Genomic DNA, 22,888 nt, shown 5'->3' on the forward strand with positions numbered 1-22,888 from the left:
AGACTGCCATCCGGTCTACAGGGCGATGGTTAAGCGAACGTTCCGTCAACCTTGATGGGGTCTTGCCGAACCCCGTCAAATGCTAACGAAACCCGAAAAGCGACCGCGATGGTTAATGGGTTGTAAATGTGGCGCCAGGGTGAAGGCAAGCCGCTCAGCGCCTGCAGCAGGGCGCTTTTTCGCTGATTTTTGCATCAGCGCCACGGTGTGAACCGGCCGGACGGCCGAACCGGCCCCGATATCGGCCGATGATCAGCCGGCCTTCGCGACCGCCTGAATCCTGAACGAATCAGTGAAGGCGTCCGGCGCGGGACGATCGAACAGCATCCGCCGTTCGAACGCGCTGGATCGCATGAACGGAAAGCGCTGGAACACGCGATCGCGGATCGACGGATAATGCGCCGCCACCAGGCCGACCGGCTTGGTGAGGCCGGAGTAGAGCCGCGGCTCACCCCATGGTTCCTGCAGGAACACTTTCTTGTAGAAGGCGCGATGTTCCGGGCGCACGTTGGCGAGACCGATATCCGCGTTGAAATGGGCGCAGGCGACGTAGCCGAGCCGGACGGTCACATAGGGAAGCGCCGGAAACAGCCGCGCCTTCTCATGGTCGGCGACGAACCGTGTCGGGTCGATGATGACCTTGCCGCGATCGAGCTCGGGATGCAGCAGGTCGGCGAACATGTCCGAGGACAGCGATCGGCGCCATTGCGAGTTCAGCACGCTGATGCGGATCGAGCTGTAGAGCTCGCCATTGACGTAGACGCCGAAGATGAAGCTGTTGGGAAGATCATCATATTCGTCGCTGACGCGTTCGCTGGGCGACGGCAGGATGGCGCCTTCACGCAGATAGGCGCGGTAGCGCAGCCGATAGATCTCGTCCTTGTCCTCAGCAGTCAGCGCCAGTCGATAATCCACGTTCTCCAGCACATCCGACTTCTGTTCAGCAACGGCACTCACTCTAGCCGCCGACTTCATCCGCAACCCCTTTTCACACAACTCCTACGAGCAGTATGAGCTTAACAGCGGGTTAATGCCGACGCAAAGCTTTCGGCGGTACAAAGTTAACGGCACGTAGAATCCCGGAGACTTAACCGTGACTTACGGGATTGGATGCAGTGCTGGACGGATTGCTTCGGATCACTTGCGTGTCAAATCGAAACGGATTCGCTTGGCATACACGTGCAATGTTTCCGAATGATGCGACGTGGGGTTGTCACATCGCCATTCACATACGAGCCATGCTCGGACCGGCGGGATGCAGCGCACAGGGCTCGCCTCCACTGGTCGATCTTCGCGGCACCTCCGCATCAAGGCGGAGGTCGAGCGATCAAGCGATCGAACGTGTCCCGCCGGCGGCCGCGATCGCCCCGTCGCTCGAACGGCGCCCATGCGATGCATTCAGGAGCTGCCGGATGCGGATTGCGGGGACGGGCCGGCTGAACAGATAGCCCTGCGCTTCGGTGACCGTGCCGTCGGCGCTGACCAGTTCGAGCTGCTCGTTGGTCTCGATGCCCTCCACCACCACCGACATGCCGAGATCGGCGGACAATCTTGCGACACCGCGCAACAGAGTCAGCGGCCGATCGCTGTCGATGCCTTCGAGGAAAGAGCGATCGATCTTGACCTTCTCCAACGGGAAGTTGTGCAAATAGCTGAGGCTGGAATAGCCGGTGCCGAAATCGTCGAGCGAAATGCGGACCCCGAGCATGTGCAGCTGCGACAGCACATCGTGGGTGAGCTGGGTGTTGCGCAACAGCGAGGATTCGGTGATCTCGATCTCGAGCCGATGCGGCGGCAGCCCGGACACTTCCAGCGCGTAGCGGACCTCACTGAGCACATCGCGCTGATGGAACTGCTGCGGCGAGAAGTTGACGGCGACGCTGACCGCATCCGGCCATTTCATGCATTCCAGGCAGGCCTTGCGCAGGATCCAGCGGCCGAGATCGACGATCAGGCCCATGTCCTCGGCGACGGGAATGATGTCGACCGGCGAGACCGTGCCGCGCACCGGGTGGTTCCAGCGCAGCAGCGCCTCGCAGGTGGAGATCTTGCCGGACTTCAGGTTGACCAGCGGCTGGTAGAACAGCTCGAACTCCTCGTTCGCCAGCGCCTTGCGCAGGTCGAGCTCGAGGATGCGGCGTGCTTCCACCGTCTGGGCGAGCTCGTCGCGGAAGAAGCAGAAGGTGCCACGTCCCTCCGCCTTGGCGCGGTACAGCGCCATGTCGGCATTCTTCAGCAGGGTGTCGGCGCTGATCCCCGGCGCGGTCATCGCGATGCCGACGCTGGCGCCGATCTCGACCAAGTGATTGTCGATCTTGTAGCGCTCGCTGAGCTGGTCGACGATCCGGCGCGCCAGCATCGCGGCGTCGTCGTTGGAGCGGATGTTGCGCTGGAACACCACGAACTCGTCGCCGCCGAAGCGCGCAACGAAATCTTCCGGACGCAGCATGTCGCGCAGCCGCTCGGAGACCGCGCAGAGCAGTTGATCGCCGCAGGGGTGGCCGAGCGTGTCGTTGACCTGCTTGAAGCGGTCGAGATCGACGAACAGCAGCGCGGACAGTTCGCCGTGCCGCTGCGGAATCCTGAGCAGCCGTTCGATCTCGTCGCGGAAGCTGACGCGGTTCGGCAAGGTCGTGAGCTCGTCGTAGCGCGCCAGATGCGAGATGCGCGCCTCGGCATGCCGCCGCTCGGTGATGTCCTCGAGCAGGACCACGGCGCCGCCGTCGGCCATCGGCTGGAAGGTCCAGGACAGCGACCGGTCGCGCGCGACGTCGGGATCGCTCGTGATGACATTATGGGTCTTGGTGTGCTCGATCTCGGCCAGGATCAGCCGGCCGCTCGAAGCGGAGATCGAGCCTGCGATCACGCAGGCGTTGATGATGTCGGCCGCCTTGCCGCCACGCTGCAGGATGTCATCCGGCAGGTTCATCATTTGGCCGAAGCGATGGTTCATCACGGCCAGACGCCCGTCGGAGCGGAACATGCACAGGCCGTGCGGCATGTTGTTCAGGGCCGTATCGAACTGCTTGGCCAGTGCAGCCTCGCTTTCGCGCGCCACAAAGGCCTGGACGAAGATCCGTTGCAGGTTGGTCGAGATGTGCTTCAGCGATACGAAGAACAGGACGCAGAACGCCGCCATGCCCAGGTAATAAGGGCTGCCGTGGATCGCGAGAGCCACTGCGAGCGGTCCGCAGGCGAGCAGGATCTGGACGTGGAAGATCCAGGGCCGCCCGTAGGTCCGGCCTGCGCCCGCCGACATGTAGCAGAGCGTCACCGTGATCGCGATCAGGTGCACCACCGGGTCGCTGTTGTCGACCAGGGCGACCACGCACCAAATGCCGAGCACCAGCGCATAGATCATGGCGCCGATCTGATAGCGAACCTCCCAGCGCTCGACCGCCGTCTGCGTGAGGCGGCCGGCGTCGCACAGGCTCCGATAGTAGCGCATGTCGAGCGAGCGGAACGCTCCTGCGATGATCAGCATCGCGGCACACGGCCACAGATTGACGTCGCCGCTCTTGATCGCGGTCATGACGGCGGCGACGGCGGCGCAGAGTGCGCCGGCGAACATCGGGCCGGGATCCTGGAAGAGGGAGTCGACGAGAGCCGCCTGGATCGCAGGCGACAACTTTCGATCGTCTTCTCCGTTCTGAGTGGCAAGCTGCATTCGTGCGCACGCGTCCTGTTCGGTGCGCAACATTACCGTTCGCAGGTGAAGTCTTTCTGAGGGAACATCGTTAGCAGAGCGTTTCCGCACTCGCGAAGTGCTCGGATTCGCTCGAAAATTCAGCCAACTAGGCAAACACTACCCGGCTGCTGCAACGAATGGTTCCATATTTTACGGGAACACGCATCGCGCGACTCGAAAAATCGCGTCCACCACGACGTGAGCGGGCCCAGAGGCTCGCTCGCCGTCACGACAGCAGCGGCGACCAGGCCGGATCCGAGGCGAAGCCCGGCGTCGGCACCTTCTGCTCGAAGCGGCCGGAGACGTCGATCGAATACAGCGACGGGCCGGCGGTGCCGCCGGGGTCACGGAAGAACATCAGCACGCGGCCGTTGGGCGAGAAGGTCGGCCCTTCGTTGTGGAAGCCGGCGGTGAGGATGCGCTCGCCCGAGCCATCCGTCTTCATGATGCCGATCGCGAACTGGCCGCCACCCTGCTTGGTGAACGCGATGTAGTCGCCGCGCGGCGACCACACCGGCGTCGAGTAGCTGCCCTCGCCGAACGAGATGCGCTGCGCGGCGCCGCCACTGGAGGCCATCACATAGATCTGCGGCTTGCCGCCGCGATCGCTCTCGAAGCAGATCTGGCTGCCGTCCGGCGAGTAGCACGGCGAGGTGTCGATCGCCGGCGTGTCGGTGAGACGCGTCGTCGTGCGCGAGCGCAGGTCCATCACGAACAGGTTGGAGTTGCCGCCCTGCTGCAGGCTGAGGATGATGCGCTGGCCGTCCGGCGAGAACCGCGGCGAGAACGACATGCCCGGGAAGTTGCCGACGATCTCGCGCTGGCCGGTCTCGATGTTGAACAGATAAACCCGCGGGTCGCCCTGCCCGAACTCCATGTAGGTGATTTCCTGGCTCGACGGCGAGAATCGCGGCGTCAGCACGAGGTCGGCGCCGCGGGTCAGATAGCGGACGTTGGCGCCGTCCTGATCCATCAGCGCCAGCCGCTTGACGCGCCGCTCCGACGGCCCGCTCTCGTCGACGAACACCACGCGGCTGTCGAAATAGCCCTTCTCGCCGGTCATCTGCGTGTAGATCTGATCGGAGATGATATGGGCGATGCGCCGCCAATACTCCGGCGCCGTCACATATTGCTGCCCGGTGAGCTGCTGGCCTGAGTTCGGGTCCCACAGCCGAAACTCGGCCTTCAGGCGCCCGTCCGGCTGCCGCGTCGCGCGACCGGTCACGAGCCCGGTGAGGTTGAGCGGCTTCCAGCTGGCGAACTGCGGCGGCGCCTCGAAATTGCTGATGCGCTCGGGAAACGCAGCCGGGTCGACCGGCGCGAACAGGCCGCTGCGCTTCAGATTGTTCGTGATCACCTGCGCGATGCCGTTGCCGACATCGGCATCGCCCGCACCGCCGGGAACGAACGGCGGAATCGCGATCGGGATCGGCTTGAACTCGCCGGGATTGATCTGCAGACGCTGCTGAGCGAAGGCGGGTCCCGCGCCCCACGCCGCCATCGCGGCTCCTCCGGCCAGCAGAACCTGGCGCCGCGTGGTGAATCCAGTCTTGCGCGTTGGAGGTGTCGTCAAGTTCGGCCTCGCATCGAATTCATCATTTTGAGATTGAATGTCGTCGGGATCAACTTCCACTCATTGTACCGGTTCTTCGGCAGAAACGCGTAGGGCGCGCAGTTCTCGACCGCACGCTTCGCGCTATCCGCCATCGCCGCGCTCACCCGCGGCGGCCCTCGCGTTCCCGCGACCGAGGGGACGGCGGCCAGCGAGCCGTCGGGACGGAGTTGGATGTCGATATCGACTTCGATCTTGTCTTCATCGACGCCGTTATAAGGCGTCGTGAAGCAGCGCGTGACCGCCTCCTGGAAGGCGGCCTGCCAGCTCGCGACATTGCTCTCCGCCGTGCCATGAACAGCGCCGAGCGCGGCGTTGGCATTCAGCTCCGAACCCGTCACGGCCTGGCGCGTCGGGTCCTTCTGATTGATCAGGCTCGCCATCTTCTCGGCGTCGAACTTGCGCTCGCTCTTGTGCTTGGGCGGCTCCGGCGGCGCCGCGGCGGCCTGCTGCGGCTTCGGCGGATGCTTCGCCTTGTCCTTGTTGAGCATGCTGGCGATCTGGTCCGGATTGAACGGATCCGGCTTCTTCTCTTCCGGCTTCGGCTTCTCGGCCGGCGCGGGCTTCGGCGGCTCCGGCTTCTTCTCGGCGACGGGCTTCGGCGTGTCCGGCTGCTTCTCGACCGGCTTCGGCGGCTCGGGCTTCTTCTCGACCGGCTTCTCCGGCTTCGGCAGCTGCTCGGGCGCAGCATCGGTCTCGGTGACCTGCTTGGTATCGACCTTGCCGACGATGTCCTCGGTCGGCTTCTTCTCGCCGATCTTGTCGGCCAGCAGCTTCTGGGCTTCCTTCTTGCCGGTCAGGGCGCCGGCCTTGGCCTTCGAGCTGTTGTCCTCCGAGATCACGTCGACCGGCACCAGGTCCTCCGGCGGCGCCACCATCGAGCGCGCGGAGAAGCTGAACAGACCCCAGCACAGCACGAGCACGTGCAGGGCGACGGACAGCACCGTCCCCTTGCGCGTGCGCACGAACCGGATGAGGTCTTTCGACGTCATGAGCCCTGATCCGGCAGCACGACGATGCTGGCGCGATAGCCGGCGTCGCGCGCCAGTCCCAGCACCTTCATCATGTCGGAGTAGCAGGCGTCACGGTCGCCGCGGATCTTGACGACGTTGTCGGCGCCGCCGGCGCCCGCATCCTTCATCGCCTTGATCTTCGGCCCGAGCTCGTTGATCGCGATCGGCGAGTCGCCGAGATACACGTCGACCTTGGACGCGCAGCCGCCGCCGGTCTTCTTCACGGTCACCTCGAGCGGCGGCTTGGCGTCGGCCGTCGAGGCCGAGCCGCCTTGCGCCTGGGGCAGGTCGACCTGGATGTTGACGGTGAGCAGCGGCGCTGCGACCATGAAGATGATCAGCAGCACCAGCATGACGTCGACCATCGGCGTGACGTTGATCTCCGCCATCACGGCCGCCTTGCGCCGACCGCGGCGACCACTGCCGCCGGACGCGCTGCCCATGCTCATGCCCATGCTGTGGTACTCACGATCCGGATGCCACTATACCTGCCCTCATCCCCGCTCGTCGATCTGACGGGACAAGATGGCGGAAAATTCATCTGCGAAGCCTTCCAGCCGCTGCGCCTGCCGGTTCACCTCCGAAGAGAACTTGTTGTAGAAAATCGTCGCCGGGATGGCCGCGATCAGGCCGATGGCGGTGGCGAACAGCGCCTCCGCGATGCCCGGGGCGACCACCGCCAGCGAGGTGTTCTTGGAGGCCGCGATCGCCTGGAAGCTGGTCATGATGCCCCAGACCGTGCCGAACAGGCCGACGAACGGGCCGGCGGAGCCGACCGTGGCGAGCACCAGGAGACGGCGTTCCAGCCGCTCGACCTCGCGCGCGATCGAGACGTTCATCACCTTCTCGATGCGCATCTGCAGGCCGGCGAAGGAGCGCGCATGGCCCTCGAACGAGCGCTTCCACTCCCGCATCGCCGCCACGAAGCACGCCGCCATGGATTGCGTCGGCTTCGCCGACAGCACCCGGTACAGCTCCTCGATCGATTCCCCGGACCAGAAGGCCTGCTCGAACCGGTCCATCGAGCGGCGGGTGCGTGAAAACAGGAACATCTTGTCGATCGCGATCGCCCAGACCCAGATCGAGCAGGAGATCAGGCCGAGCATGATGATCCGGACCACCCAGCCGGCATTGCCGAACAGATCGATCAGGGACAGGCCGCCGCTATCGACAGACATCTGCAAGTATCCTCTCAACCAATCATCCCGGGACGCCCGGGACCATGCAGCCGCCGTTCCATGCCGGATGCTGTCGCGGCGGAAAGCGCCTGCGCGAGAAAACCCTGAACTGATCGCTTTAAGAGGCCCGCCGAAGCCATAAGCGGCCTGCTTCCTCTGCCAACGTGTCAAAACAAGGGCTCTTGGCGCGCGTAAGCGCCCCTTAACCAAACCCCGTCCGGGGTTAAGGCGGGGTTACCGCGGAGTATTGCGGAGGTCAAAGGTCCAGCCGGACCAGCCAGATAGAGCCTTTGTGATCAGCCGCTTGACCATTTTGGCCGGCGTCGGCAGCAGCCAGCCGCCGCAGCCGGACGGTAACGGGAAACGCGAAACGCCCGCCGGCGGGGAACCGCAGGCGGGCGTCTTGTGCCGTCAGGGCGGGGGCTGAAAGCCCTGCGGCGTCAGGGTGAGGGGCGATCAGCTCGAGGGCTGGTCGTTCGGCGGGGTCGCCGGACGCGGCTTGTGCTGGGCCATGAACGCGTCGAACTCTTCCTTGTCCTTGGCGTGGCGCAACCGGGTCAGGAAGTCGCGGAACTCCTGCTGCTCCTCCTCGAGCCGGCGCAGGGTCTCCATGCGGTATTCATCGAAGGCGCGGTTGCCGCTCGACGACGGCGCCGAGAACCCGAAGCCGAAGCCGCGGCGCTCCATCTTGTCGCGCATGCGGTCCATCTTCCACTGCATCCGCTCCATCTTGTTCGACCAGCGATCACCGCCGTTCCAGCACGCCATCTTTCTGCTCCCGAGTGTGAAAAAGAGAAGGGCAAGTCCGATCGGCCACCAGATGATGAAGCCGAGCACGGTCACGGCGATCCAGCCGGGATGCCAGGGCGACTCCATCATATGGGGCCGGTACCTCTGCTCCTCCTCCGAACCGCGCCAACGATTGACATCTGCGGTGTAGGCCATCTCCCTCTCCATTCGCGGCGCCATGCCGTGTGAATGTAAATAACATTTACATAGCTAAACCAACCCGGGATTTTGTCAAGGCGACCGCCTGACGCGCCGCCCGAATTATTTCTCGCTCGTCTTTGAACCTTATTTCGGGCGGCCCCAGGGCCCGGCCGGCTTGTCGTCGTCCGGCAGCGGCGGCGGCTCGGCGGCGGAGGACCCGGCAGGCCGGCGATCGGTGGGGAAGCCGAGCCCACGCAGATAGATCAGCACCTCGGCTTCCAGCAGCTCCTCGGGCGACATCGGCAGCTTGCGCCGGGCGGCGTCGCCACGGGCGAACAGCGAGGCGATGCCGTGCGCCATCGACCAGATGTGCAGCGCCATCATCATCGCCGGTGGCCGCGGCACGCCAGGCGGCGCCAGCGCCGCCAGCCGCTCGGCCGCGGCGCGGATCACGCCGAACGCCCGCTCGCCGGCCGCCAGCAGGCCCGCCGTGGAGTCGGCCGGCACACCGGATTCGAACATCGCCGAATAGAACGCTGGCTCCGCGCGGGCGAAAGCGAGATAGGCCTTGCCGACGCGCTCGAACGCCGTAACGGTATCGGGGCGGCCATCGTCCCACGCCGCAGAGAGCTGGGATTCGAACTGCTCGAAGCCGCGCTGGGCGATGCTCGACAGCAGTTCGTCGCGGTCACGGAAATGCCGGTACGGCGCGGCCGGGCTGACGCCGGCCATGCGGGCGGCATCGGCAAAGGTGAAGCCGGCAGCCCCCTTCTGCGCGATCAGGTCGAGCGCCGCCTGCAGCAGCGCCTCCTTGAGGTTGCCGTGATGATAGCCGCGCTCGGCGCGGCGCTGCTCCTTGCGCCAGCTCATGTGAAGGGCTTTTACATGAGCCGGACGAAAAGACGCCAGAGACTTTCGAACGTGCCAACAGTCGCCGACCACCGCCGAGAGTGACGGAGCGCTTCCGTCCCGGTCCGCGGCGTCGATGAACTTGCTCAGGCGCCTGCGGCTGTCCGCAGTCCTGCGGCCGGCCCCCGGCGTTCCGGCAGCGCGCAAGCCTGCCCAAATATAGTTGACTAGGAAACCAAATCCATTTAGTTTCCTTGTCAACCACATGGCGATCACATGACCCCCGTCTCGGACCTGACTGACCATACCGGCTTCTGGATGCGGATGGTGTCGAACGCGGTGTCGCAGGAATTCGCGCGGAAGGTCGCGGCCGAGGGGGTCACGGTTGCGGAATGGTCGTTCATGCGGGCGCTCTACGATCAAGGCCCGATCCCGCCCTCCGTTCTGGCGCAGCGGATGGGCCTGACCCGGGGGGCCGTCAGCAAGCTTGCGGATCGGCTTCTGAGCAAAGGCCTGATCGCGCGCACGGAGAACCCGGAAGACAGGCGCGGGCACCGCCTCGCCTTGACGGCCGAGGGACGGTTCAAGGTGCCCGTGCTTGCCGCGCTGGCCGACGCGAATGACGCAGCCTATTTCGGCGTGCTCAGCAAAAGCGAGCACCACACGCTCGAGCGCCTGCTGAAGGCACTCGCCGAAAGACGCGGCCTCAAGACGATCCCATTGGACTGAACGCACTCAATTCATCGAAGGACGCCGATATGGACACGGACCGGATTTCCATTGCCAAGACATGCCTCGACGCGGCCCACGATGGCAGCCTGAGCTTTCCGGAAATCGTCGGCCGGCTGATGGCTGCCGGATTCGAGGGCTACACCGTCGACTATCGCTGCAACACCCAGACCTGCTATTTGCCCGACGGCGACCATGCGACGCTCGCGATGCAGCCGTCAGCCGGACGCGTCGCGCCCGCCTTCGATGCCCGGGAGATCGCGCATCTGGTGCGATGGGCGCAGGCAAATCCCGCCGACTACAACTACGTGGCCTTCTGCGAGAAGGCGAAAGCCGCCGGCTGCGCCGGCTACCTGGTGTCGTTTGCCGGCCGCCGCGTGGTCTATTTCGGCCGCACCGCCGAGACGCATGTCGAGCATTTTCCCGCTTGAGAACGTGCGAGCAGGAGCAGGACCGGCACCGAGGCGGATGCCGGCTCGCCTAGTACTGCGCGTCGACCACAGGAGCGCGCGGCAAAAGCCGCGCCTCCTCGCGCCCGACAACTATCCGCCGCCCGGGATCGGCAGCACCGGCATGATCTCGACCCGCTCGCCCGGGAAGATCGCAAAATGCGGATGGTTCACGAACATCTTCGCCGCATCCTCATGCGACGCGGCGCGGACCACGGTGAACGCGCCCATTTCGTTGGCGATGTCGTTGACGCCGCCCTTGTCGACCCGCTTGGTCTTGCCGAGCGGCCCGCCCATCGCGAGGATCGCGTCCTTGTGCTGGTCGACCCAGGCGTGCCAGGCCGCCATGCCCTGCTGTCCCCTGGCATTGCGCTCCGTCTCGGACAGCGCCTCCCAGGCTTTCGAGGCCGGACTGGTCTTGCTGCCGAGAAAGACGGCGAGATAGGTGTTGCTGTTGTCGCTCATTGCACTTCCCTCTCCTGCTGTGAAACGGATCGATCAGACACGGCCGGCATGCGGCAGCTCGGCGAAGCCGGCCGCGGCCTGCTGCACCTCCTCGGAAAAGTCCGCCATCTCCTGGACCTGGCGAATCTCGATGATCTCGTTGTCCGCGGCCGGGCACTGCCTGGCCCAGGCGATCGCCTGGTCGCGCGACGCGACCTCGATCATCCAATAGCCGCCGAGCACCTCCTTGGCCTCCGCGAACGGGCCGTCGGTCACCGCGGGCTTGCCGCCCGCGAACGAGACCCGCGCCCCCATCGACGGCGGATGCAGGCCCTCCAGCGTGATCAGCACGCCAGCCTCCTTCAGCGCCTCGTTGTAGCGCATCATCGCCTTGACCCGCTCGGGATCGAGCTCCACGTCGGGCGGCGCGCTCTCATAGCCGAGCGGGATCATCAGCATCATGAATCGCATCCGCGTTTCTCCTCTCCTGATCAGGGTCGCGGTTCAGCCCTTGGCGGCCTGCGCACGCAGCCGTTCGACCCGCTCGCGCAATTCGGATGTGAACGTCTCGCCGAAATCCTCCGGTGCATAGACCTGCCGGATCTCGATCTGGCCGCTCGGGAACGGCGCGCGCGTCATGTGCGCGATCACCTGGTCGAGCGAGCCGGCCTTGATCATCCAGAAACCGGCGGCGAGATCGCCGGAGAGGTCGAATGGACCGCGCGCGACGCTCGGCGTCCCGTTCGAGAAGTCGATCCGCGCGCCCTTCGCGGTCGGATGCAGGCCCTCGCCCGCCTCCATCATGCCGGCCTTGACCAATTCCTCATTGAATCGGCCCATCGCCGCGAACTCCTCGGTGGTCGGCAGGATTCCGGCTTCCGTGTCCCGGGTCGCCTTCACGATCACCATGAACCGCATGGCTTCTCTCCTGGTGCCGTGCGGCAGGACTGCCCTGCCCGCATCAGTAAGACGATCCGGTCCCGGCGCCGCCGACACGCCCTCGCGATTATTTTGACCGGGTTCCCGGTTCAGCCCGCCTCTTGCGGGAACATGTGGAAATAAGGCTGGGCCTCTGCGAGCACCCGCGCCACGGATGGCCGCGCCTTGAGCCGGTCGAGATAGGCTGTGACCCCAGGCAGCCCGTCACCCAGCGGCTCGACTCTGTCGGCGTAGAACAGCGCCGGCAGGGCCGCGCAATCCGCCAGGGTGAACGGGTCGCCCATCGCCCAGCCACGCGGCGGCAGCTCGGCCTCGAGCATCGCGTAGGACGTGCGCAGCCGGCTTCGCGCGTCGGCGACGCCGAGCGGATCGCGGGCATCGGCCGGCCGCAGCCGGTCGAACACGACGGTCTGCGTCGGCATGTGCAGATAAAGGTCGAGAAAGCGATCGCGCAGACGTGTCCGCAAGGCGAGATCGGGATCATCGGGAATGAAGCGCGTCCCGCCCGCATAGTGCTGGTCGAGATATTCGATGATGATGCTCGATTCCGGAATCGTGCGCTGCTCGTCGCGCAGCACGGGAAATTTGCCGACCGGCCACAGCTTCAAGAACGCCGCGCGCTCATCCGCGTCACCGAGATTGATCAGCTTCGGCGTGAACGAAACGTCGTTCTCATACAGCGCGATCAGCACCTTCCAGCAGAACGACGACAGCGGATGATAGTAAAGGGTCAGGGACATCTTAAGCTCCTGATAGGTTGGGGTGAGAACAGGTTGTTTGGTCCCGAACGCGCGGCCGCAGGACGGCGCGCTCCCGCGCCCCGTTGTTCGAGGGGGCTGAGGTAAGGGGCTGGACGGGCGGGTGCGTGAGTTGAAAGACCTGCGCTCGCCCGGGACACGGAACGCGGCGCAAGATAGGATTCACACGTCCCGGACGGGGGCGTAGCGCGCGATGACGACGCCGTTGGACAGCGCCCGGCTGTCGATCAGGCGGAGCTTCAAGGCCTGACCCGGCTTGAACAGCGGGCGTCCGGCACCGAGCACGCGCGGATTGATCGCGATTCGAAACTCATCGATCAGGTCGGACGCCACAAGCGTCGAGGCGAGGTCCGCGCTGCCGAACAGGAACAGGTCCTTGGCATTCTCCTGCTTGAGCTTGTCGACCTCAGCCGCGAGCTGCGGACCCAGCAGATGCGCGTTCGACCATGGCAGGCGAGACAGCGTGCGGGAGGCAACATATTTGGGGATGCTGTTCATGAAGTCGGCGGTCACGCCCTTCTCCGTCGGCCAATAGCCGGCCATCAGATCGTAGGTCACCCGGCCGAACAGCAATCCGCCCGCCTCCTGCAGCTGCGTCTCGGAGATCTGCTCTAGCTCCGGGCCCCACACATCCTCGTGCCAGGAGATGTCGCCGTTCGGGCCCGCAACCATGCCGTCCAGCGTCATCATGTTCCACATCACCAGTCTCGCCATCGACGCTCCTCCCTGACTGCTTTCATTTTGCAAGCAGTTGGAGAATGCCCAGACCGGTGCAATATTGCAAGCGGTTTATATGCGATCCCTCCCAATGAGACGTCGATGTCCGACCTTCAGCGTTCCGGCTGCCCGATCAACCTTTCGCTCGAAGTGGTGGGCGACAAATGGAGCCTCTTGATCATCCGTGACATGATGTTCGGAAATCGCCGGCATTATCGCGAGCTGCTCGGCGGCTCGGAGGAAGGCATCTCCTCGAACATTCTCGCCGACCGGCTGAAGACGCTGCTCGCCGCCGGCATCATCAGCCGCGAGGACGATCCGAGCCACAAGCAGAAAGGCATCTATTCCCTGACCGAGCAGGGCATCGAGCTGCTGCCGATCCTCGCGCAGATGGCGGGCTGGGGTTACAAAAATCTGCCGGTTTCAGAGGAGCTCGGCATCCGCGCCAGGCTGCTGATGGAAGGCGGGCCGAAGATGTGGGCCGAGTTCATGGATGAGCTGCGCGAGATTCATCTCGGCACGAAACGGCGCAGGAAGGCCGGGCCAAGCGTCGGTCAGCGGCTGAGGGCGGCTTACGAGAAGGTGGTTGCCGACAAGAAGGCCGCTTCGGGCAAGTCGTGATCAGACGCTCACTTGCCGGACACGCGCATGGGACGCGCGGATCGCACGCCCCTCGATCGTCCGGAACGATGCTCCCATCAGAACCGCGTGTTGTCGGCCCTGTAACGCGACGACCTGCGCGGCGCGCGCTCGGGGGTCTGCTCGAGTTGCGCGATCGGACGGCGATAGGTCTCGGCGCGACGCAGCCAGCCCGCCTCCCACACGCGGTTCGAGGGTAGATTGCGCACCCGCTGCTGCAGCACGACCTGCACCGCGTCGGAATATTCGGCGAGCACGGCCTTGGACTCGGTCGTGGTTCCGTTCATCTTGAGCAGCACCTGCTTGAGACCCCAGCCCTGGCGCTGGCCCGTCTCCTTGTCCACGGCGGTCTCGGATGGGTTGGTGCCCTCGCCCTTGAAGTTGATGTAGTCGATCAGCGGATAGAGATCGTTCGAGGCGCGGACGACTCGCGAATACTGCGCGACGATGTGCTCGCGTTCGGCGCTGTCGGGCGTGTTGGCGAGGATCTTGTCCATTGCGCCTTGCGCACGCGCCACCAGGAACTGCGTCTGCTCCGCAATCGTGTCGAGCAGGAACTGCCGCAATTGCCGCATTTGCGGCGAGTTGAAATTCCGCTTGAAGTCGGCCCGGCTGGTCCAGGGGCATGCCGGAGTCGGCGTCTTGTCGAGCCATGTAGGCAACGGCGTCTTGCCCTTGCGCAGAAATGCGATCAGCCCCGGAAAGCCCTCCTCATACGGCGGCTTCGCGGTGGCCGGGTACCAGATGAAATGCCCGATTCCCAGCGAGGCGAATTCTTCACCCGCATTCCACGACGTGATCGCGTCGCGCCGTCCCCCGGCCTCGTTGAGCCAGATCTTGCGGCCGATCATCTGCGCGACGTCGGCCGGCAGCGCGCGCTGAGGCACCGACAGATTCTTCGTGGTCTTGGCGTCGCCCTTGCGCTCAGCCGCGACCGGCTTCGCAGGCTCGGTCGATGGCACGACCACCTTCGGAGCCGGCGTCTGCACGTCCGACGGCCGCCCCACCGTCTCGGGCTCCGCGGTCTGCGGCTGCTGCGGCGGCGCGACATCGTGCGCGGCCTGCTCGGTCTCTGCCGGTTTCGCAGCAACGCTGCCATCCGCTCCAGCGGCGCCGGACGCCGCGAGCCCGAGGACAATGCACGACAACAGCAACGCGCCGCACCCGCGCCTCAGACCATTCGACCCGTGCGACGAAGCGTGCAGCTCCGTGGTTCTGACGAGAGTGATTCGCCGGCTGATGAATAGATCGCCCATGTCGATTCTACCGAGACTCTAAAACTCTACGCTACCGGTTCAGATTCGTCCCGGACACGTCCGAGAGCGACCCGACGACGGGCAAATCAGCCGACGGCGGGACTGTCCAATTCCACGGGGGAATGCGCCTTGGCAGGCTGTGGCGCGGCCGCGACACCGCCCGTGCCACGGAGCTCTTTTCGTGAAGACTTTCAAGTCGATTACCCTTGTCCAGTCCTACCCGTAAAGATAGTTCTATTTCGCCTTTCCAGAATTCACGCTCTTTTAGCCACGTCCTGTTCCCGATCGAGAGGGACGTTTCGCGATCGTCACGAACGTGGGGAGCAGGATGCGGTGGACGCGTCGATGTTGCAGCGTGGAGCATGATTCGGAACCGGAGGCCGTTGACACGCATTGCGCCACAGCTTTCCGACAAGATCATGCTCATATGAGGACACGCAGACGAACAACGCGGCGCGTACGGCGAAATCGTGTGGTCCTGTCATCCCGATGCTGATGCCGTGTCCGATGCATGAACGCATTGTGGCGGAAACGGGGGCAAGACAGCCGGTCCCCGGGGAGAGCGCGTAGAAGCCGTCAGACCATCGCGCAGGGAGGCCGTGATGTCTCAGCAGAACCTTGTGGTTCCTGCCCCGTGCATTTTTCCCGCCGGGAGCCATGGGGCGGCGAGCTCCCGGTCTTCCCTGCTCCCTCCGATCGGGAGGGAGACCAAGGCGAGCACGACTCGGATGCTTTGACACCGCGAAAACGCGAACCGATGTGCCCGCTGCTACCCCTGGCTGTTTGACAACGCCCACGAACTTCGCTGGCTATACGCGTCGCGTGGAGCTGGATTGAACGTACACTGACAGATGTGACGGCCTTCACAGCCGATCCGCGCAGCGCATGTTAGGACTCAAGGACGAGAAGAGCCGGACTGCCGGCCCGAGGAGTCGACCCCCGTGACGGAAACATCGACGACGCTGACTGACAAGGTCGCCCTGATCACCGGGGCGGCACGCGGCATCGGGCTCGCGACAGCAAAGAGATTTCTGCATGAGGGCTGGCGCGTGGCGCTTCTCGACATCGAGAAGACGCTGCTCGACGATGCCACATCGGCACTCAAATCCCCCGATCGAACGCTCGCGCTGCATTGCGACGTCGCGGACGCGGCGATGGTCGCCGATGCGCTGGCGCGCGTTGCCGGCCGTTTCGGTCGTCTCGATGCGCTGGTCAACAATGCCGGCGTGGCGCGCTTCGCCCCGATCATGGAAACCAGCGAAGCCGACTGGCAACGCATCCTCGACGTCAACCTGACCGGGCCGTTTCTGTGCACGCGCGCCGCGGTGCCACTGATGCGCGAGCACGGCGGCACCATCGTCAACATCACCTCGATTTCGGCCGTCCGCGCCTCCACGCTGCGCTCCGCCTACGGCACCAGCAAGGCGGCACTGGCGCATCTGACCAAGCAGCTCGCGGTCGAGCTCGCGTCCGCCGGCATCCGCGTCAACGCGGTGGCGCCGGGCCCGGTGGAGACCGCGATGGCCAAGGACGTGCACACGCCGGAGATCCGCGCCGACTATCACGACGCCATTCCGCTCAATCGTTACGGCCTCGAGGACGAGCTCGCCGAGGCCATCTTGTTTCTCAGCTCCGAACGCTCCAGCTATATCACCGGACAGATCCTGGCCGTCGATGGCGGCTTCGATGCCGCGGGAATCGGATTGCCGACCTTGCGCGGCCAACGCAGGAACACATGAAACGATGCCGAGCCGGATGCGCATCATCCTGACCCTGCTGCTCGCGGCCGTCCTGTGGGGGATCGCGACGATGCTGGCGCGCGCCGACGTCCGCATCATCTCCTCGCCCGGCGGCGAGGTGGGTCCGTTCCTCGATCTGTTCGAGAAGGTGCGCGCCTCCGGCGAGCGGGTCATCATCGACGGGCCCTGCCTGTCGGCCTGCACGCTGGTGCTCAGCGTGGTGCCCGAGGACCGCATCTGCGTGACGCGGCGGGCCACCCTCGGCTTCCACGCCGCACGCTCGGTCGACCGGCGCGGCCGCGTCTATGCGGAACCCGAGGCTTCCAAGCTGGTGCTGCAGACCTATCCCAGGCCGGTGCGCGGCTGGATCGAGCGCCGCGGCGGCCTGACGTCGCGGCTTCTGCTGTTGCGCGGGCGCGAGCTCAAGGCGATGTACGCCTCTTGCCGCTAGCGGCGTCACGCCGCGTAGCCATCCGCCGGGGAATTGATCATCCACGGAATGCCGAAGCGATCGACGCCCATGCCGAAGCCCTTCGACCAGAAGGTCTTGCCGAACGGCATGGTGACGGCACCACCTGCAAGCAGCGCGTTGAACTTGCGCTCGGCCTCGGCCGGGTCTGCGATCTGGAGCGAAACCGAGATTCCGTGCGGCTTGCCTTGATAATATTCGGGCGGCGAATCCGAGGCCATCAGGACGCCGTCGCCGATCGAGAAGCGGACATGCATGACCCTGTCCTTGTGCTCCGGCGCGGACGGCATCTCCGGCGGCGCCTCGCCATAGCGCATCATCATGTCGACCTTGGCGCCGAGCACCTCGCCGTAGTGTTTCAACGCCTGTTCGCAATCGCCGTTGAACGTCAGATAGGGACAGATCATCGTCATCCTCCTTGGTTGAAAGATCATTCGTCAGCGCGAGAGCGGCAGCAGTCCGCGCAGCCGGCGGTCGCGAAGCCACAAGCCGCCCCACAGCATCAGCCCGAGATAGAGGCCGAACAGAACGTGGCTGAACAGCGGACTGCCGATCCGGACATGCGAGGCGATGGCGCCGCCGAGATAGCCTGTCAGCAGGATCGCGCCAACGAACGATGTCGGCGGCAGGATATAGAGCACGGTGCAGAGAAGCGTGATGAGGCCGAGGGCACGCGCCATGGCGTCGCTTGCACCATAGCCCATCTGGTCCAGCGTTTCTGTGACGACCGGCAGAGGAACGAGCTTGATCGCGCCGTCGAACAGCAGGAACAGCGTCACCAGCCCGCTCAGGATGCGCCCGCTCCACAATTCGGCGCGCGAGACCGGTTCTTCCAAGGTGATCGTCGTCATCTGCAGCTCCTCCCCCGTGATGCTGCTCCAAGGACGAATGAAGGAGCGTGCCACCGACAGCCCGGTGCAGAATTTTAGATCGAATCTCGGCAGAATTTCACTGGCCGACCCGAGCCCGAGCCGTCGCACCGTCGCGCATCAGCCGGTCGAGCTGCATGCGGATATGCGCGGCCTCCGCCGAGCTGTGCGCCAGCGCGATGGCGCGGTCGAAGGCGGTCCGTGCCTCGTCGGTGCGCCCGAGCTGCATCAGCAGCGCGCCGCGCACACCGAAGAAATAGAAATAGTTGGCGAGCCGCCCTTCGAGCGGCGCGATCAGGTCGAGCGCCGCCTCGGCGCCGCGGACCTTGGACACCGCAACGGCGCGATTGAGCGTCACCACCGGCGAGGGCTGCACCACTTCCAGCGCGCCATAGAGCAGGTCGATCTGGGTCCAGTCGGTGTCCTCCGGGCGCGCGGCGCGCGAATGCAGCGCCGCGATCGCGGCCTGGATCAAATACGGTCCGCTGCGGCGATGGCGCATCGCCTTGTCGATCAGAGCTACGCCTTCCGCGATCATCGGCTGGTTCCACAGCGAACGATCCTGGTCGTCGAGAAGGATCAGCGTCCCCTCCGCATCGAAGCGGGCGGCGCTGCGCGCGTGTTGCAGCAGCAGCAGCGCCGTCAGTCCCATGATCTCCGGCTCGCCCGGAAACAGGCGCAGCAGCAGCCGCGCCAGCCGGATGGCTTCCTCCGACAGCGGCTGGCGCAGCGCTGCGGTCTCGCCGCTGGCCGAATAGCCTTCGTTGAAGATCAGGTAGATCATGGCGGCGACCGCGGTCAGGCGCTCCGACCGCTCCACCGCCCCTGGCGTCTCGAACGGGAGGTCGGCCTGGGCGACGCGCGCCTTGGCCCGGGTGATGCGCTGCTCCATCGCGGCCTCACTGACCAGAAACGCACGGGCGATCTGCTTCACGGTGAGCCCAGAGACCACACGCAGCGCCAGCGCGATCTGCTGGGTCGCCGGCAGTTCCTTGTGGCAGCAGATGAACAGCAGGCGGAGGATGTCGTCGCGGTAATGCGAGCCGTCGAGCCGGTCGGCGAGCGCACTCTCAGCGTCGTCGAGATCGGAGATGGCCTCGTCATCCGGCAGCGGCTGCTCGCGGCGGACGCGCCGGACGTCGTCGATGGCCGCGTTGCGTCCGACCATGATCAGCCAGGCCGCAGGATCGCGCGGCGGCCCGTTCTGCGGCCAGCTCTTCAGTGCCCGCAGGCAGGCGTTCTGGAACGCCTCCTCGGCCGTGTCGAGGTCTCGGAAATAGCGCAGCAGCGCGCCGACGGCCTGGGGACGCGCTGATGTCAGGGCTGCATCGATCCAGGCCGCATCGGTCATGCCAGCGCTCCACCCGGCCGGAAGGTACCGACGGGACGAATCTCGTAGGAGCCGCCGGGATTGGCCTCGCCGAGTTCGCGCGCGACCTCGAGCGCCTCGTCGAGATTGGCGCAGTCGACGAGATAGAAGCCGAGCAGCTGCTCCTTGGTCTCCGCATAGGGGCCGTCGATGACCAGCGGCGGATCCTCCTTCCGGAGGGTCGTCGCGGCCGTGGTCGGCAGCAGCCGCGCCACCGGCCCGAGCCGCCCCTGCCTGGCGAGCTTCTCCTGCACGACGGCAAGCTTGGCCATGACGGCGGCGTCCTGGTCCTTGCTCCAGGTGCAGACGACATCCTCGTCATGATAGCAGAGCAGCGCATACAGCATCGGAAGGCATCTCCATTCGTCTTCAAGACGGCGGAGTATGCCTCCGGCCGACAGGCCCGCGAAGAATTTTCGCGGGTTCCGCCTGCAGGAACGAGCCGCCTACCAGGAGATGCCGTACTTGGCCGCGATGTTTCGCGCCCGCGTTTCCTGCGCGCTCTCGCGCGGCTGCTTGGCTCGGCCGGCCTGGCGCTGCGACTGGCCTTGACCTTGACCCTGGCCCTGACCTTGCCCTGCGGCACTTTGACCGCCCGCACCTTGCGTCAGGCCGGCTGCGGCGCCCTGCTGACTGCCGGACTGCGGCTGACCGCCGCCCTTGCCGAGGGAAATGCCGTTGGCCGACAGGATCGAGCCGACGTCGATGGTCTGGGCCTGAGCCGGGACTTGGGCCGAGGCGGATGCGATGACGAGAGCAGTGGCGAGAAGCAATTTGCGCATGGCGATGTCTCCGTGTTGATGGCCGGAGATTGGCCTGCCCGCACGATCTGGTATGTGGAACGCGTCACATAAGCTCGAGGACCCTCCGATGACCAAAGGCGCGCTGGCGCTCCTGATCCATGGCGGCACCGACAACTGGTCGCCGCAGCGCTGGAAGGCGCGTTTCGACGATGTCTGCGGCGACCGCCCGGTGGTGCTGCTGCCCGATGCCGGCCTCGATCCGGCCGACGTGCATTACGCGGCGGTCTGGAAACCGGTGCCCGGCGAGCTCGCCGGCTTCCCGAACCTGCGCGCGATCTTCAACCTCGGCGCCGGCGTCGACGCGCTGATGGCCGACAAGACGCTGCCGAGCGTGCCGCTGGCGCGCGTGGCGGTCGACGATCTCACGGCGCGGATGACCGAATATGTCGTGATGCACGTGCTGATGCATCATCGCCAGGAGCTGTATCTGCGCGAGTCGCAGCGGGTGAAGCGCTGGGCGCCGAAGTACCAGTGGCCGGCGGCCGCGATCGGCGTCGGCGTTCTCGGACTGGGCACGCTCGGGATCGATGCGGCCGAGGTGCTCAAGCGGCTGGGCTTCCAGGTCGCCGGCTGGAGCCGCAGCGCCAAGCAGGCCGACGGCATCGAATGCTTCCACGGCGCGGCGCAGCTCGATGCGTTCCTGGCGCGGACCGACATCCTGGTGTCGCTGCTGCCGCTGACGCCGGATACGCGCGGCATTCTGGATCGCAGGATGTTCGCGCGGCTTCGGCGCAGCTCACCGCTCGGCGCCCCCGTCCTGATCAATGCCGGACGCGGCGGGCTGCAGAACGAGGCCGACATCCTCGCCTGCCTCGACGACGATACACTCGGTTCAGTGTCGCTCGATGTGTTCGGCCAGGAGCCGCTGCCGGCCGACAGCCCGTTCTGGACCCACCCGAAGGTGGTGCTGACGCCGCACAACGCAGCCGACACCGACGCCGACGCAATCTCGCGCTACGTCGCCGAGCAGATCGCGACCTTCGAGGCCGGCGGAGCGCTGCGCAACCTGGTCGATCGCGTCAGGGGATATTGAAACGCTATTTTTTGCCAATCATCATATCGATTGCGCCGGCGACGATCGCCTCCAGCTCCTGACGCGGCACCCGCGCGCGCGCCCGGACCGCGATCGAGTGGATCGTCGCCGACGCCAGCCGTGCCAGCACGGCGGGGTCGGCGTCCGCCGGCAGCTCGCCCTTCTCCTTGGCGCGGCGGAAGCAGTGCGCGAAGGCCTTGTCGAGCTCGGTCAACGCGTTCTGCACCATGGCGCGGATGTCGGGATCGGCAACCGCCTCCGAGCCGGCCGTCATCACCGTGAAGCAGCCGCGCGGTCCCTCCTCGCCAGAAAGATAGATGTCGAGCGCCGTGGCGAAGATCTGCTCGAGCTGCCGTCGCACCGGCCAATCATTGCTGAAGACGTCGCCCATGAGGGCGCGCGCGTTGTCGCGATAGCGCTGATAGCTCTTGATGTAGAGCTCGCGCTTGTCGCCGAACGCGCCGTAGAGGCTTGGCCGGTTCATGCCGGTGGCGGCGCTGAGATCGTCGAGCGAGGTCGCCGCAAAACCGGTCGACCGGAACAGGTCGAGCGCCTTGCCGAGCGCGACATCCGGCTCATACGCCCGCGGCCTGCCGCGCCGCTTCGGCTCGATCGCTTTATCGGTGCGCGGGTCGCCCTGCGGCGGCCCCTTCTTTTTTTGTACCATTTCGTACTAAATTCCTTGACCGGCCTTATATTATGCGAGACAGTATAAAAATCAATCAATGCTCCGGTCCGGAGCCCGAGGGAGACGTCCATGGACCTGTATTTCTCGCCGCTCGCCTGCTCGCTCGCCACCCGCATCGCGCTCTACGAAGCCGGCGCCAAGGCGAACTATCTCGAGGTCGACCCCAAGACCAAGATCGTCCTCAACGACGGCTCCGATTTCCGCGCCGTCAATCCGCTCGGGCTCGTCCCGACGCTCCGCACCGATGACGGCGACCTGCTGACCGAGAATGCCGCGATCCTGCAATATGTCGCCGATCGCTTCCCGCAAGCGAAGCTCGGCACCGGCCCCGGCATGGACCGCAGCCGCCTGCATCAATGGCTGTGCTTCATCGGCACCGAGCTGCACAAGGGTCTGTTCATTCCGATCCTCGACAAGACCGCGCCCGAGGAAATGAAGGCCCATGTCCTGAAGAAGAACCTGTCGCGGCTCGATCATCTCGACAACCACCTGCGGGATCGCGACTATCTGCTCGATCATTTCACGGTCGCCGACGCGTATCTCGTCACCGTGATCAACTGGACCATGGCGACGCCGCCGGTCCAGCTCGCGAAATGGCCCGCCGTGAAGACCTACTACGAGCGCCTGCGCGCACGGCCGTCGGTCGCGCGCGCCATCGCCGAGGAGTTCGAGCTCTACAAGGCGGAACTGGCGCGGCACAAGGCGGCGGCGTGAACC

At 65.4% G+C, this 22,888-nt stretch carries 27 protein-coding genes; 7 read left to right on the top strand and 20 right to left on the bottom strand.

Annotated elements, in window-relative coordinates:
- Positions 1–252: 252 nt before the first annotated feature.
- The 8 genes from ACQR2C_RS25070 to ACQR2C_RS25105 all read right to left on the bottom strand — a co-directional run bounded on the left by ACQR2C_RS25070 (position 253) and on the right by ACQR2C_RS25105 (position 9,291).
- Positions 253–975: an N-acyl amino acid synthase FeeM domain-containing protein gene (locus ACQR2C_RS25070; RefSeq protein WP_315802589.1), complete on the bottom strand. Its 723-nt coding sequence runs from the start codon at positions 973–975 to the stop codon at positions 253–255.
- A 352-nt stretch (positions 976–1,327) separates the two neighbouring features.
- Positions 1,328–3,667, bottom strand: a complete 2,340-nt coding sequence (locus tag ACQR2C_RS25075) for a putative bifunctional diguanylate cyclase/phosphodiesterase (protein WP_315802588.1) — start codon at positions 3,665–3,667, stop codon at positions 1,328–1,330.
- 247 nt (positions 3,668–3,914) lie between these two features.
- Entirely contained in the window at positions 3,915–5,189 is a 1,275-nt protein-coding gene (gene tolB / locus ACQR2C_RS25080) for a Tol-Pal system beta propeller repeat protein TolB (RefSeq protein ID WP_315802857.1), read from the bottom strand.
- A 68-nt stretch (positions 5,190–5,257) separates the two neighbouring features.
- A complete protein-coding gene (locus tag ACQR2C_RS25085) occupies positions 5,258–6,292 on the bottom strand; it encodes a cell envelope integrity protein TolA (RefSeq protein WP_316236992.1) in 1,035 nt (344 codons plus the stop codon).
- A complete protein-coding gene (locus tag ACQR2C_RS25090) occupies positions 6,289–6,768 on the bottom strand; it encodes a biopolymer transporter ExbD (protein ID WP_315802586.1) in 480 nt (159 codons plus the stop codon). The genes ACQR2C_RS25085 and ACQR2C_RS25090 overlap by 4 nt, the downstream gene beginning before the upstream one ends.
- 39 nt (positions 6,769–6,807) lie before the next feature.
- The gene (gene tolQ, locus ACQR2C_RS25095; RefSeq protein ID WP_315717584.1) at positions 6,808–7,491 is read right to left on the bottom strand and encodes a protein TolQ; all 684 of its coding nucleotides are present in this window, start codon (positions 7,489–7,491) and stop codon (positions 6,808–6,810) included.
- 456 nt (positions 7,492–7,947) lie between these two features.
- Entirely contained in the window at positions 7,948–8,436 is a 489-nt protein-coding gene (locus tag ACQR2C_RS25100; RefSeq protein WP_315802585.1) for a DUF2852 domain-containing protein, read from the bottom strand.
- 129 nt (positions 8,437–8,565) lie between these two features.
- Complete coding sequence (locus ACQR2C_RS25105) at positions 8,566–9,291, bottom strand: TetR/AcrR family transcriptional regulator (RefSeq protein WP_315802584.1); 726 nt, start codon at positions 9,289–9,291, stop codon at positions 8,566–8,568.
- Positions 9,292–9,546: 255 nt separating this feature from the next.
- Between ACQR2C_RS25105 and ACQR2C_RS25110 the strand changes: the two genes are divergently transcribed.
- A complete protein-coding gene (locus ACQR2C_RS25110; protein WP_434882344.1) occupies positions 9,547–9,999 on the top strand; it encodes a MarR family winged helix-turn-helix transcriptional regulator in 453 nt (150 codons plus the stop codon).
- A 29-nt stretch (positions 10,000–10,028) separates the two neighbouring features.
- Complete coding sequence (locus tag ACQR2C_RS25115) at positions 10,029–10,430, top strand: DUF1398 domain-containing protein (protein WP_434882345.1); 402 nt, start codon at positions 10,029–10,031, stop codon at positions 10,428–10,430.
- A 111-nt stretch (positions 10,431–10,541) separates the two neighbouring features.
- On the opposite strand, the gene ACQR2C_RS25120 is transcribed toward ACQR2C_RS25115, so the two are convergent.
- From ACQR2C_RS25120 to ACQR2C_RS25140, 5 genes are all read right to left on the bottom strand, one after another.
- Positions 10,542–10,913, bottom strand: a complete 372-nt coding sequence (locus tag ACQR2C_RS25120; RefSeq protein ID WP_316236994.1) for a hypothetical protein — start codon at positions 10,911–10,913, stop codon at positions 10,542–10,544.
- Positions 10,914–10,946: 33 nt separating this feature from the next.
- On the bottom strand, positions 10,947–11,363 hold the full coding sequence (locus ACQR2C_RS25125) for a YciI family protein (RefSeq protein ID WP_434882346.1): 417 nt from the start codon (positions 11,361–11,363) through the stop codon (positions 10,947–10,949).
- A gap of 33 nt (positions 11,364–11,396) precedes the next feature.
- Complete coding sequence (locus ACQR2C_RS25130) at positions 11,397–11,810, bottom strand: YciI family protein (RefSeq protein ID WP_434882347.1); 414 nt, start codon at positions 11,808–11,810, stop codon at positions 11,397–11,399.
- A gap of 110 nt (positions 11,811–11,920) precedes the next feature.
- Positions 11,921–12,571 carry a glutathione S-transferase family protein gene (locus ACQR2C_RS25135; RefSeq protein ID WP_315802578.1) on the bottom strand — a complete coding sequence of 217 codons (651 nt, stop codon included), beginning with the start codon at positions 12,569–12,571 and terminating at the stop codon, positions 11,921–11,923.
- A gap of 180 nt (positions 12,572–12,751) precedes the next feature.
- Positions 12,752–13,303, bottom strand: a complete 552-nt coding sequence (locus tag ACQR2C_RS25140) for a dihydrofolate reductase family protein (protein WP_315802577.1) — start codon at positions 13,301–13,303, stop codon at positions 12,752–12,754.
- 105 nt (positions 13,304–13,408) lie between these two features.
- On the opposite strand from ACQR2C_RS25140, the gene ACQR2C_RS25145 reads away from it, so the two are divergent.
- Positions 13,409–13,927 carry a winged helix-turn-helix transcriptional regulator gene (locus ACQR2C_RS25145; RefSeq protein ID WP_434882348.1) on the top strand — a complete coding sequence of 173 codons (519 nt, stop codon included), beginning with the start codon at positions 13,409–13,411 and terminating at the stop codon, positions 13,925–13,927.
- Between the two features lie 77 nt (positions 13,928–14,004).
- On the opposite strand, the gene ACQR2C_RS25150 is transcribed toward ACQR2C_RS25145, so the two are convergent.
- The gene (locus tag ACQR2C_RS25150) at positions 14,005–15,201 is read right to left on the bottom strand and encodes a hypothetical protein (RefSeq protein WP_434882349.1); all 1,197 of its coding nucleotides are present in this window, start codon (positions 15,199–15,201) and stop codon (positions 14,005–14,007) included.
- A 941-nt stretch (positions 15,202–16,142) separates the two neighbouring features.
- On the opposite strand from ACQR2C_RS25150, the gene ACQR2C_RS25155 reads away from it, so the two are divergent.
- On the top strand, positions 16,143–16,940 hold the full coding sequence (locus ACQR2C_RS25155) for an SDR family NAD(P)-dependent oxidoreductase (RefSeq protein WP_434882350.1): 798 nt from the start codon (positions 16,143–16,145) through the stop codon (positions 16,938–16,940).
- Positions 16,941–16,944: 4 nt separating this feature from the next.
- Positions 16,945–17,391 carry a hypothetical protein gene (locus ACQR2C_RS25160; protein ID WP_315802574.1) on the top strand — a complete coding sequence of 149 codons (447 nt, stop codon included), beginning with the start codon at positions 16,945–16,947 and terminating at the stop codon, positions 17,389–17,391.
- Between the two features lie 5 nt (positions 17,392–17,396).
- Here the strand turns inward: ACQR2C_RS25160 and ACQR2C_RS25165 are convergent, their stop codons facing one another.
- From ACQR2C_RS25165 to ACQR2C_RS25185, 5 genes are all read right to left on the bottom strand, one after another.
- The gene (locus ACQR2C_RS25165; RefSeq protein ID WP_434882351.1) at positions 17,397–17,816 is read right to left on the bottom strand and encodes a VOC family protein; all 420 of its coding nucleotides are present in this window, start codon (positions 17,814–17,816) and stop codon (positions 17,397–17,399) included.
- Positions 17,817–17,846: 30 nt separating this feature from the next.
- Positions 17,847–18,260: a DoxX family protein gene (locus tag ACQR2C_RS25170; protein WP_315802572.1), complete on the bottom strand. Its 414-nt coding sequence runs from the start codon at positions 18,258–18,260 to the stop codon at positions 17,847–17,849.
- A gap of 97 nt (positions 18,261–18,357) precedes the next feature.
- Complete coding sequence (locus tag ACQR2C_RS25175) at positions 18,358–19,629, bottom strand: RNA polymerase sigma factor (RefSeq protein WP_434882352.1); 1,272 nt, start codon at positions 19,627–19,629, stop codon at positions 18,358–18,360.
- A complete protein-coding gene (locus ACQR2C_RS25180) occupies positions 19,626–19,994 on the bottom strand; it encodes a YciI family protein (RefSeq protein WP_434882353.1) in 369 nt (122 codons plus the stop codon). Before ACQR2C_RS25180 ends, ACQR2C_RS25175 begins: the two co-directional genes overlap by 4 nt.
- A 99-nt stretch (positions 19,995–20,093) precedes the next feature.
- Entirely contained in the window at positions 20,094–20,429 is a 336-nt protein-coding gene (locus ACQR2C_RS25185; RefSeq protein WP_434882354.1) for a hypothetical protein, read from the bottom strand.
- A gap of 88 nt (positions 20,430–20,517) precedes the next feature.
- Between ACQR2C_RS25185 and ACQR2C_RS25190 the strand changes: the two genes are divergently transcribed.
- Complete coding sequence (locus tag ACQR2C_RS25190; RefSeq protein ID WP_434882355.1) at positions 20,518–21,483, top strand: 2-hydroxyacid dehydrogenase; 966 nt, start codon at positions 20,518–20,520, stop codon at positions 21,481–21,483.
- A gap of 4 nt (positions 21,484–21,487) precedes the next feature.
- Here ACQR2C_RS25190 and ACQR2C_RS25195 read toward each other — a convergent pair whose 3' ends face one another.
- Positions 21,488–22,150 carry a TetR/AcrR family transcriptional regulator gene (locus ACQR2C_RS25195; protein WP_434882356.1) on the bottom strand — a complete coding sequence of 221 codons (663 nt, stop codon included), beginning with the start codon at positions 22,148–22,150 and terminating at the stop codon, positions 21,488–21,490.
- 90 nt (positions 22,151–22,240) lie between these two features.
- Between ACQR2C_RS25195 and ACQR2C_RS25200 the strand changes: the two genes are divergently transcribed.
- Positions 22,241–22,885 (top strand): glutathione binding-like protein, encoded by a 645-nt coding sequence (locus ACQR2C_RS25200; protein WP_434882357.1) that lies wholly within the window; start codon positions 22,241–22,243, stop codon positions 22,883–22,885.
- The last annotated feature ends 3 nt before the right edge of the window (positions 22,886–22,888 follow it).

This window comes from Bradyrhizobium sp. HKCCYLRH3061 (assembly GCF_051168015.1).
Taxonomy (GTDB): Bacteria; Pseudomonadota; Alphaproteobacteria; order Rhizobiales; family Xanthobacteraceae; genus Bradyrhizobium.

Bases quoted from the DNA above. Each gene is read 5' to 3' on its own strand.
- ACQR2C_RS25070 (WP_315802589.1), bottom strand. From the start codon at position 975: ATGAAGTCGGCGGCTAGAGTGAGTGCCGTTGCTGAACAGAAGTCGGAT.
- ACQR2C_RS25075 (WP_315802588.1), bottom strand. From the start codon at position 3,667: ATGCAGCTTGCCACTCAGAACGGAGAAGACGATCGAAAGTTGTCGCCT.
- tolB (WP_315802857.1), bottom strand. From the start codon at position 5,189: ATGGCGGCGTGGGGCGCGGGACCCGCCTTCGCTCAGCAGCGTCTGCAG.
- ACQR2C_RS25085 (WP_316236992.1), bottom strand. From the start codon at position 6,292: ATGACGTCGAAAGACCTCATCCGGTTCGTGCGCACGCGCAAGGGGACG.
- ACQR2C_RS25090 (WP_315802586.1), bottom strand. From the start codon at position 6,768: ATGGGCATGAGCATGGGCAGCGCGTCCGGCGGCAGTGGTCGCCGCGGT.
- tolQ (WP_315717584.1), bottom strand. From the start codon at position 7,491: ATGTCTGTCGATAGCGGCGGCCTGTCCCTGATCGATCTGTTCGGCAAT.
- ACQR2C_RS25100 (WP_315802585.1), bottom strand. From the start codon at position 8,436: ATGGCCTACACCGCAGATGTCAATCGTTGGCGCGGTTCGGAGGAGGAG.
- ACQR2C_RS25105 (WP_315802584.1), bottom strand. From the start codon at position 9,291: ATGAGCTGGCGCAAGGAGCAGCGCCGCGCCGAGCGCGGCTATCATCAC.
- ACQR2C_RS25110 (WP_434882344.1), top strand. From the start codon at position 9,547: ATGACCCCCGTCTCGGACCTGACTGACCATACCGGCTTCTGGATGCGG.
- ACQR2C_RS25115 (WP_434882345.1), top strand. From the start codon at position 10,029: ATGGACACGGACCGGATTTCCATTGCCAAGACATGCCTCGACGCGGCC.
- ACQR2C_RS25120 (WP_316236994.1), bottom strand. From the start codon at position 10,913: ATGAGCGACAACAGCAACACCTATCTCGCCGTCTTTCTCGGCAGCAAG.
- ACQR2C_RS25125 (WP_434882346.1), bottom strand. From the start codon at position 11,363: ATGCGATTCATGATGCTGATGATCCCGCTCGGCTATGAGAGCGCGCCG.
- ACQR2C_RS25130 (WP_434882347.1), bottom strand. From the start codon at position 11,810: ATGCGGTTCATGGTGATCGTGAAGGCGACCCGGGACACGGAAGCCGGA.
- ACQR2C_RS25135 (WP_315802578.1), bottom strand. From the start codon at position 12,571: ATGTCCCTGACCCTTTACTATCATCCGCTGTCGTCGTTCTGCTGGAAG.
- ACQR2C_RS25140 (WP_315802577.1), bottom strand. From the start codon at position 13,303: ATGGCGAGACTGGTGATGTGGAACATGATGACGCTGGACGGCATGGTT.
- ACQR2C_RS25145 (WP_434882348.1), top strand. From the start codon at position 13,409: ATGTCCGACCTTCAGCGTTCCGGCTGCCCGATCAACCTTTCGCTCGAA.
- ACQR2C_RS25150 (WP_434882349.1), bottom strand. From the start codon at position 15,201: ATGGGCGATCTATTCATCAGCCGGCGAATCACTCTCGTCAGAACCACG.
- ACQR2C_RS25160 (WP_315802574.1), top strand. From the start codon at position 16,945: ATGCCGAGCCGGATGCGCATCATCCTGACCCTGCTGCTCGCGGCCGTC.
- ACQR2C_RS25165 (WP_434882351.1), bottom strand. From the start codon at position 17,816: ATGATCTGTCCCTATCTGACGTTCAACGGCGATTGCGAACAGGCGTTG.
- ACQR2C_RS25170 (WP_315802572.1), bottom strand. From the start codon at position 18,260: ATGACGACGATCACCTTGGAAGAACCGGTCTCGCGCGCCGAATTGTGG.
- ACQR2C_RS25175 (WP_434882352.1), bottom strand. From the start codon at position 19,629: ATGACCGATGCGGCCTGGATCGATGCAGCCCTGACATCAGCGCGTCCC.
- ACQR2C_RS25180 (WP_434882353.1), bottom strand. From the start codon at position 19,994: ATGCTGTATGCGCTGCTCTGCTATCATGACGAGGATGTCGTCTGCACC.
- ACQR2C_RS25185 (WP_434882354.1), bottom strand. From the start codon at position 20,429: ATGCGCAAATTGCTTCTCGCCACTGCTCTCGTCATCGCATCCGCCTCG.
- ACQR2C_RS25190 (WP_434882355.1), top strand. From the start codon at position 20,518: ATGACCAAAGGCGCGCTGGCGCTCCTGATCCATGGCGGCACCGACAAC.
- ACQR2C_RS25195 (WP_434882356.1), bottom strand. From the start codon at position 22,150: ATGGTACAAAAAAAGAAGGGGCCGCCGCAGGGCGACCCGCGCACCGAT.
- ACQR2C_RS25200 (WP_434882357.1), top strand. From the start codon at position 22,241: ATGGACCTGTATTTCTCGCCGCTCGCCTGCTCGCTCGCCACCCGCATC.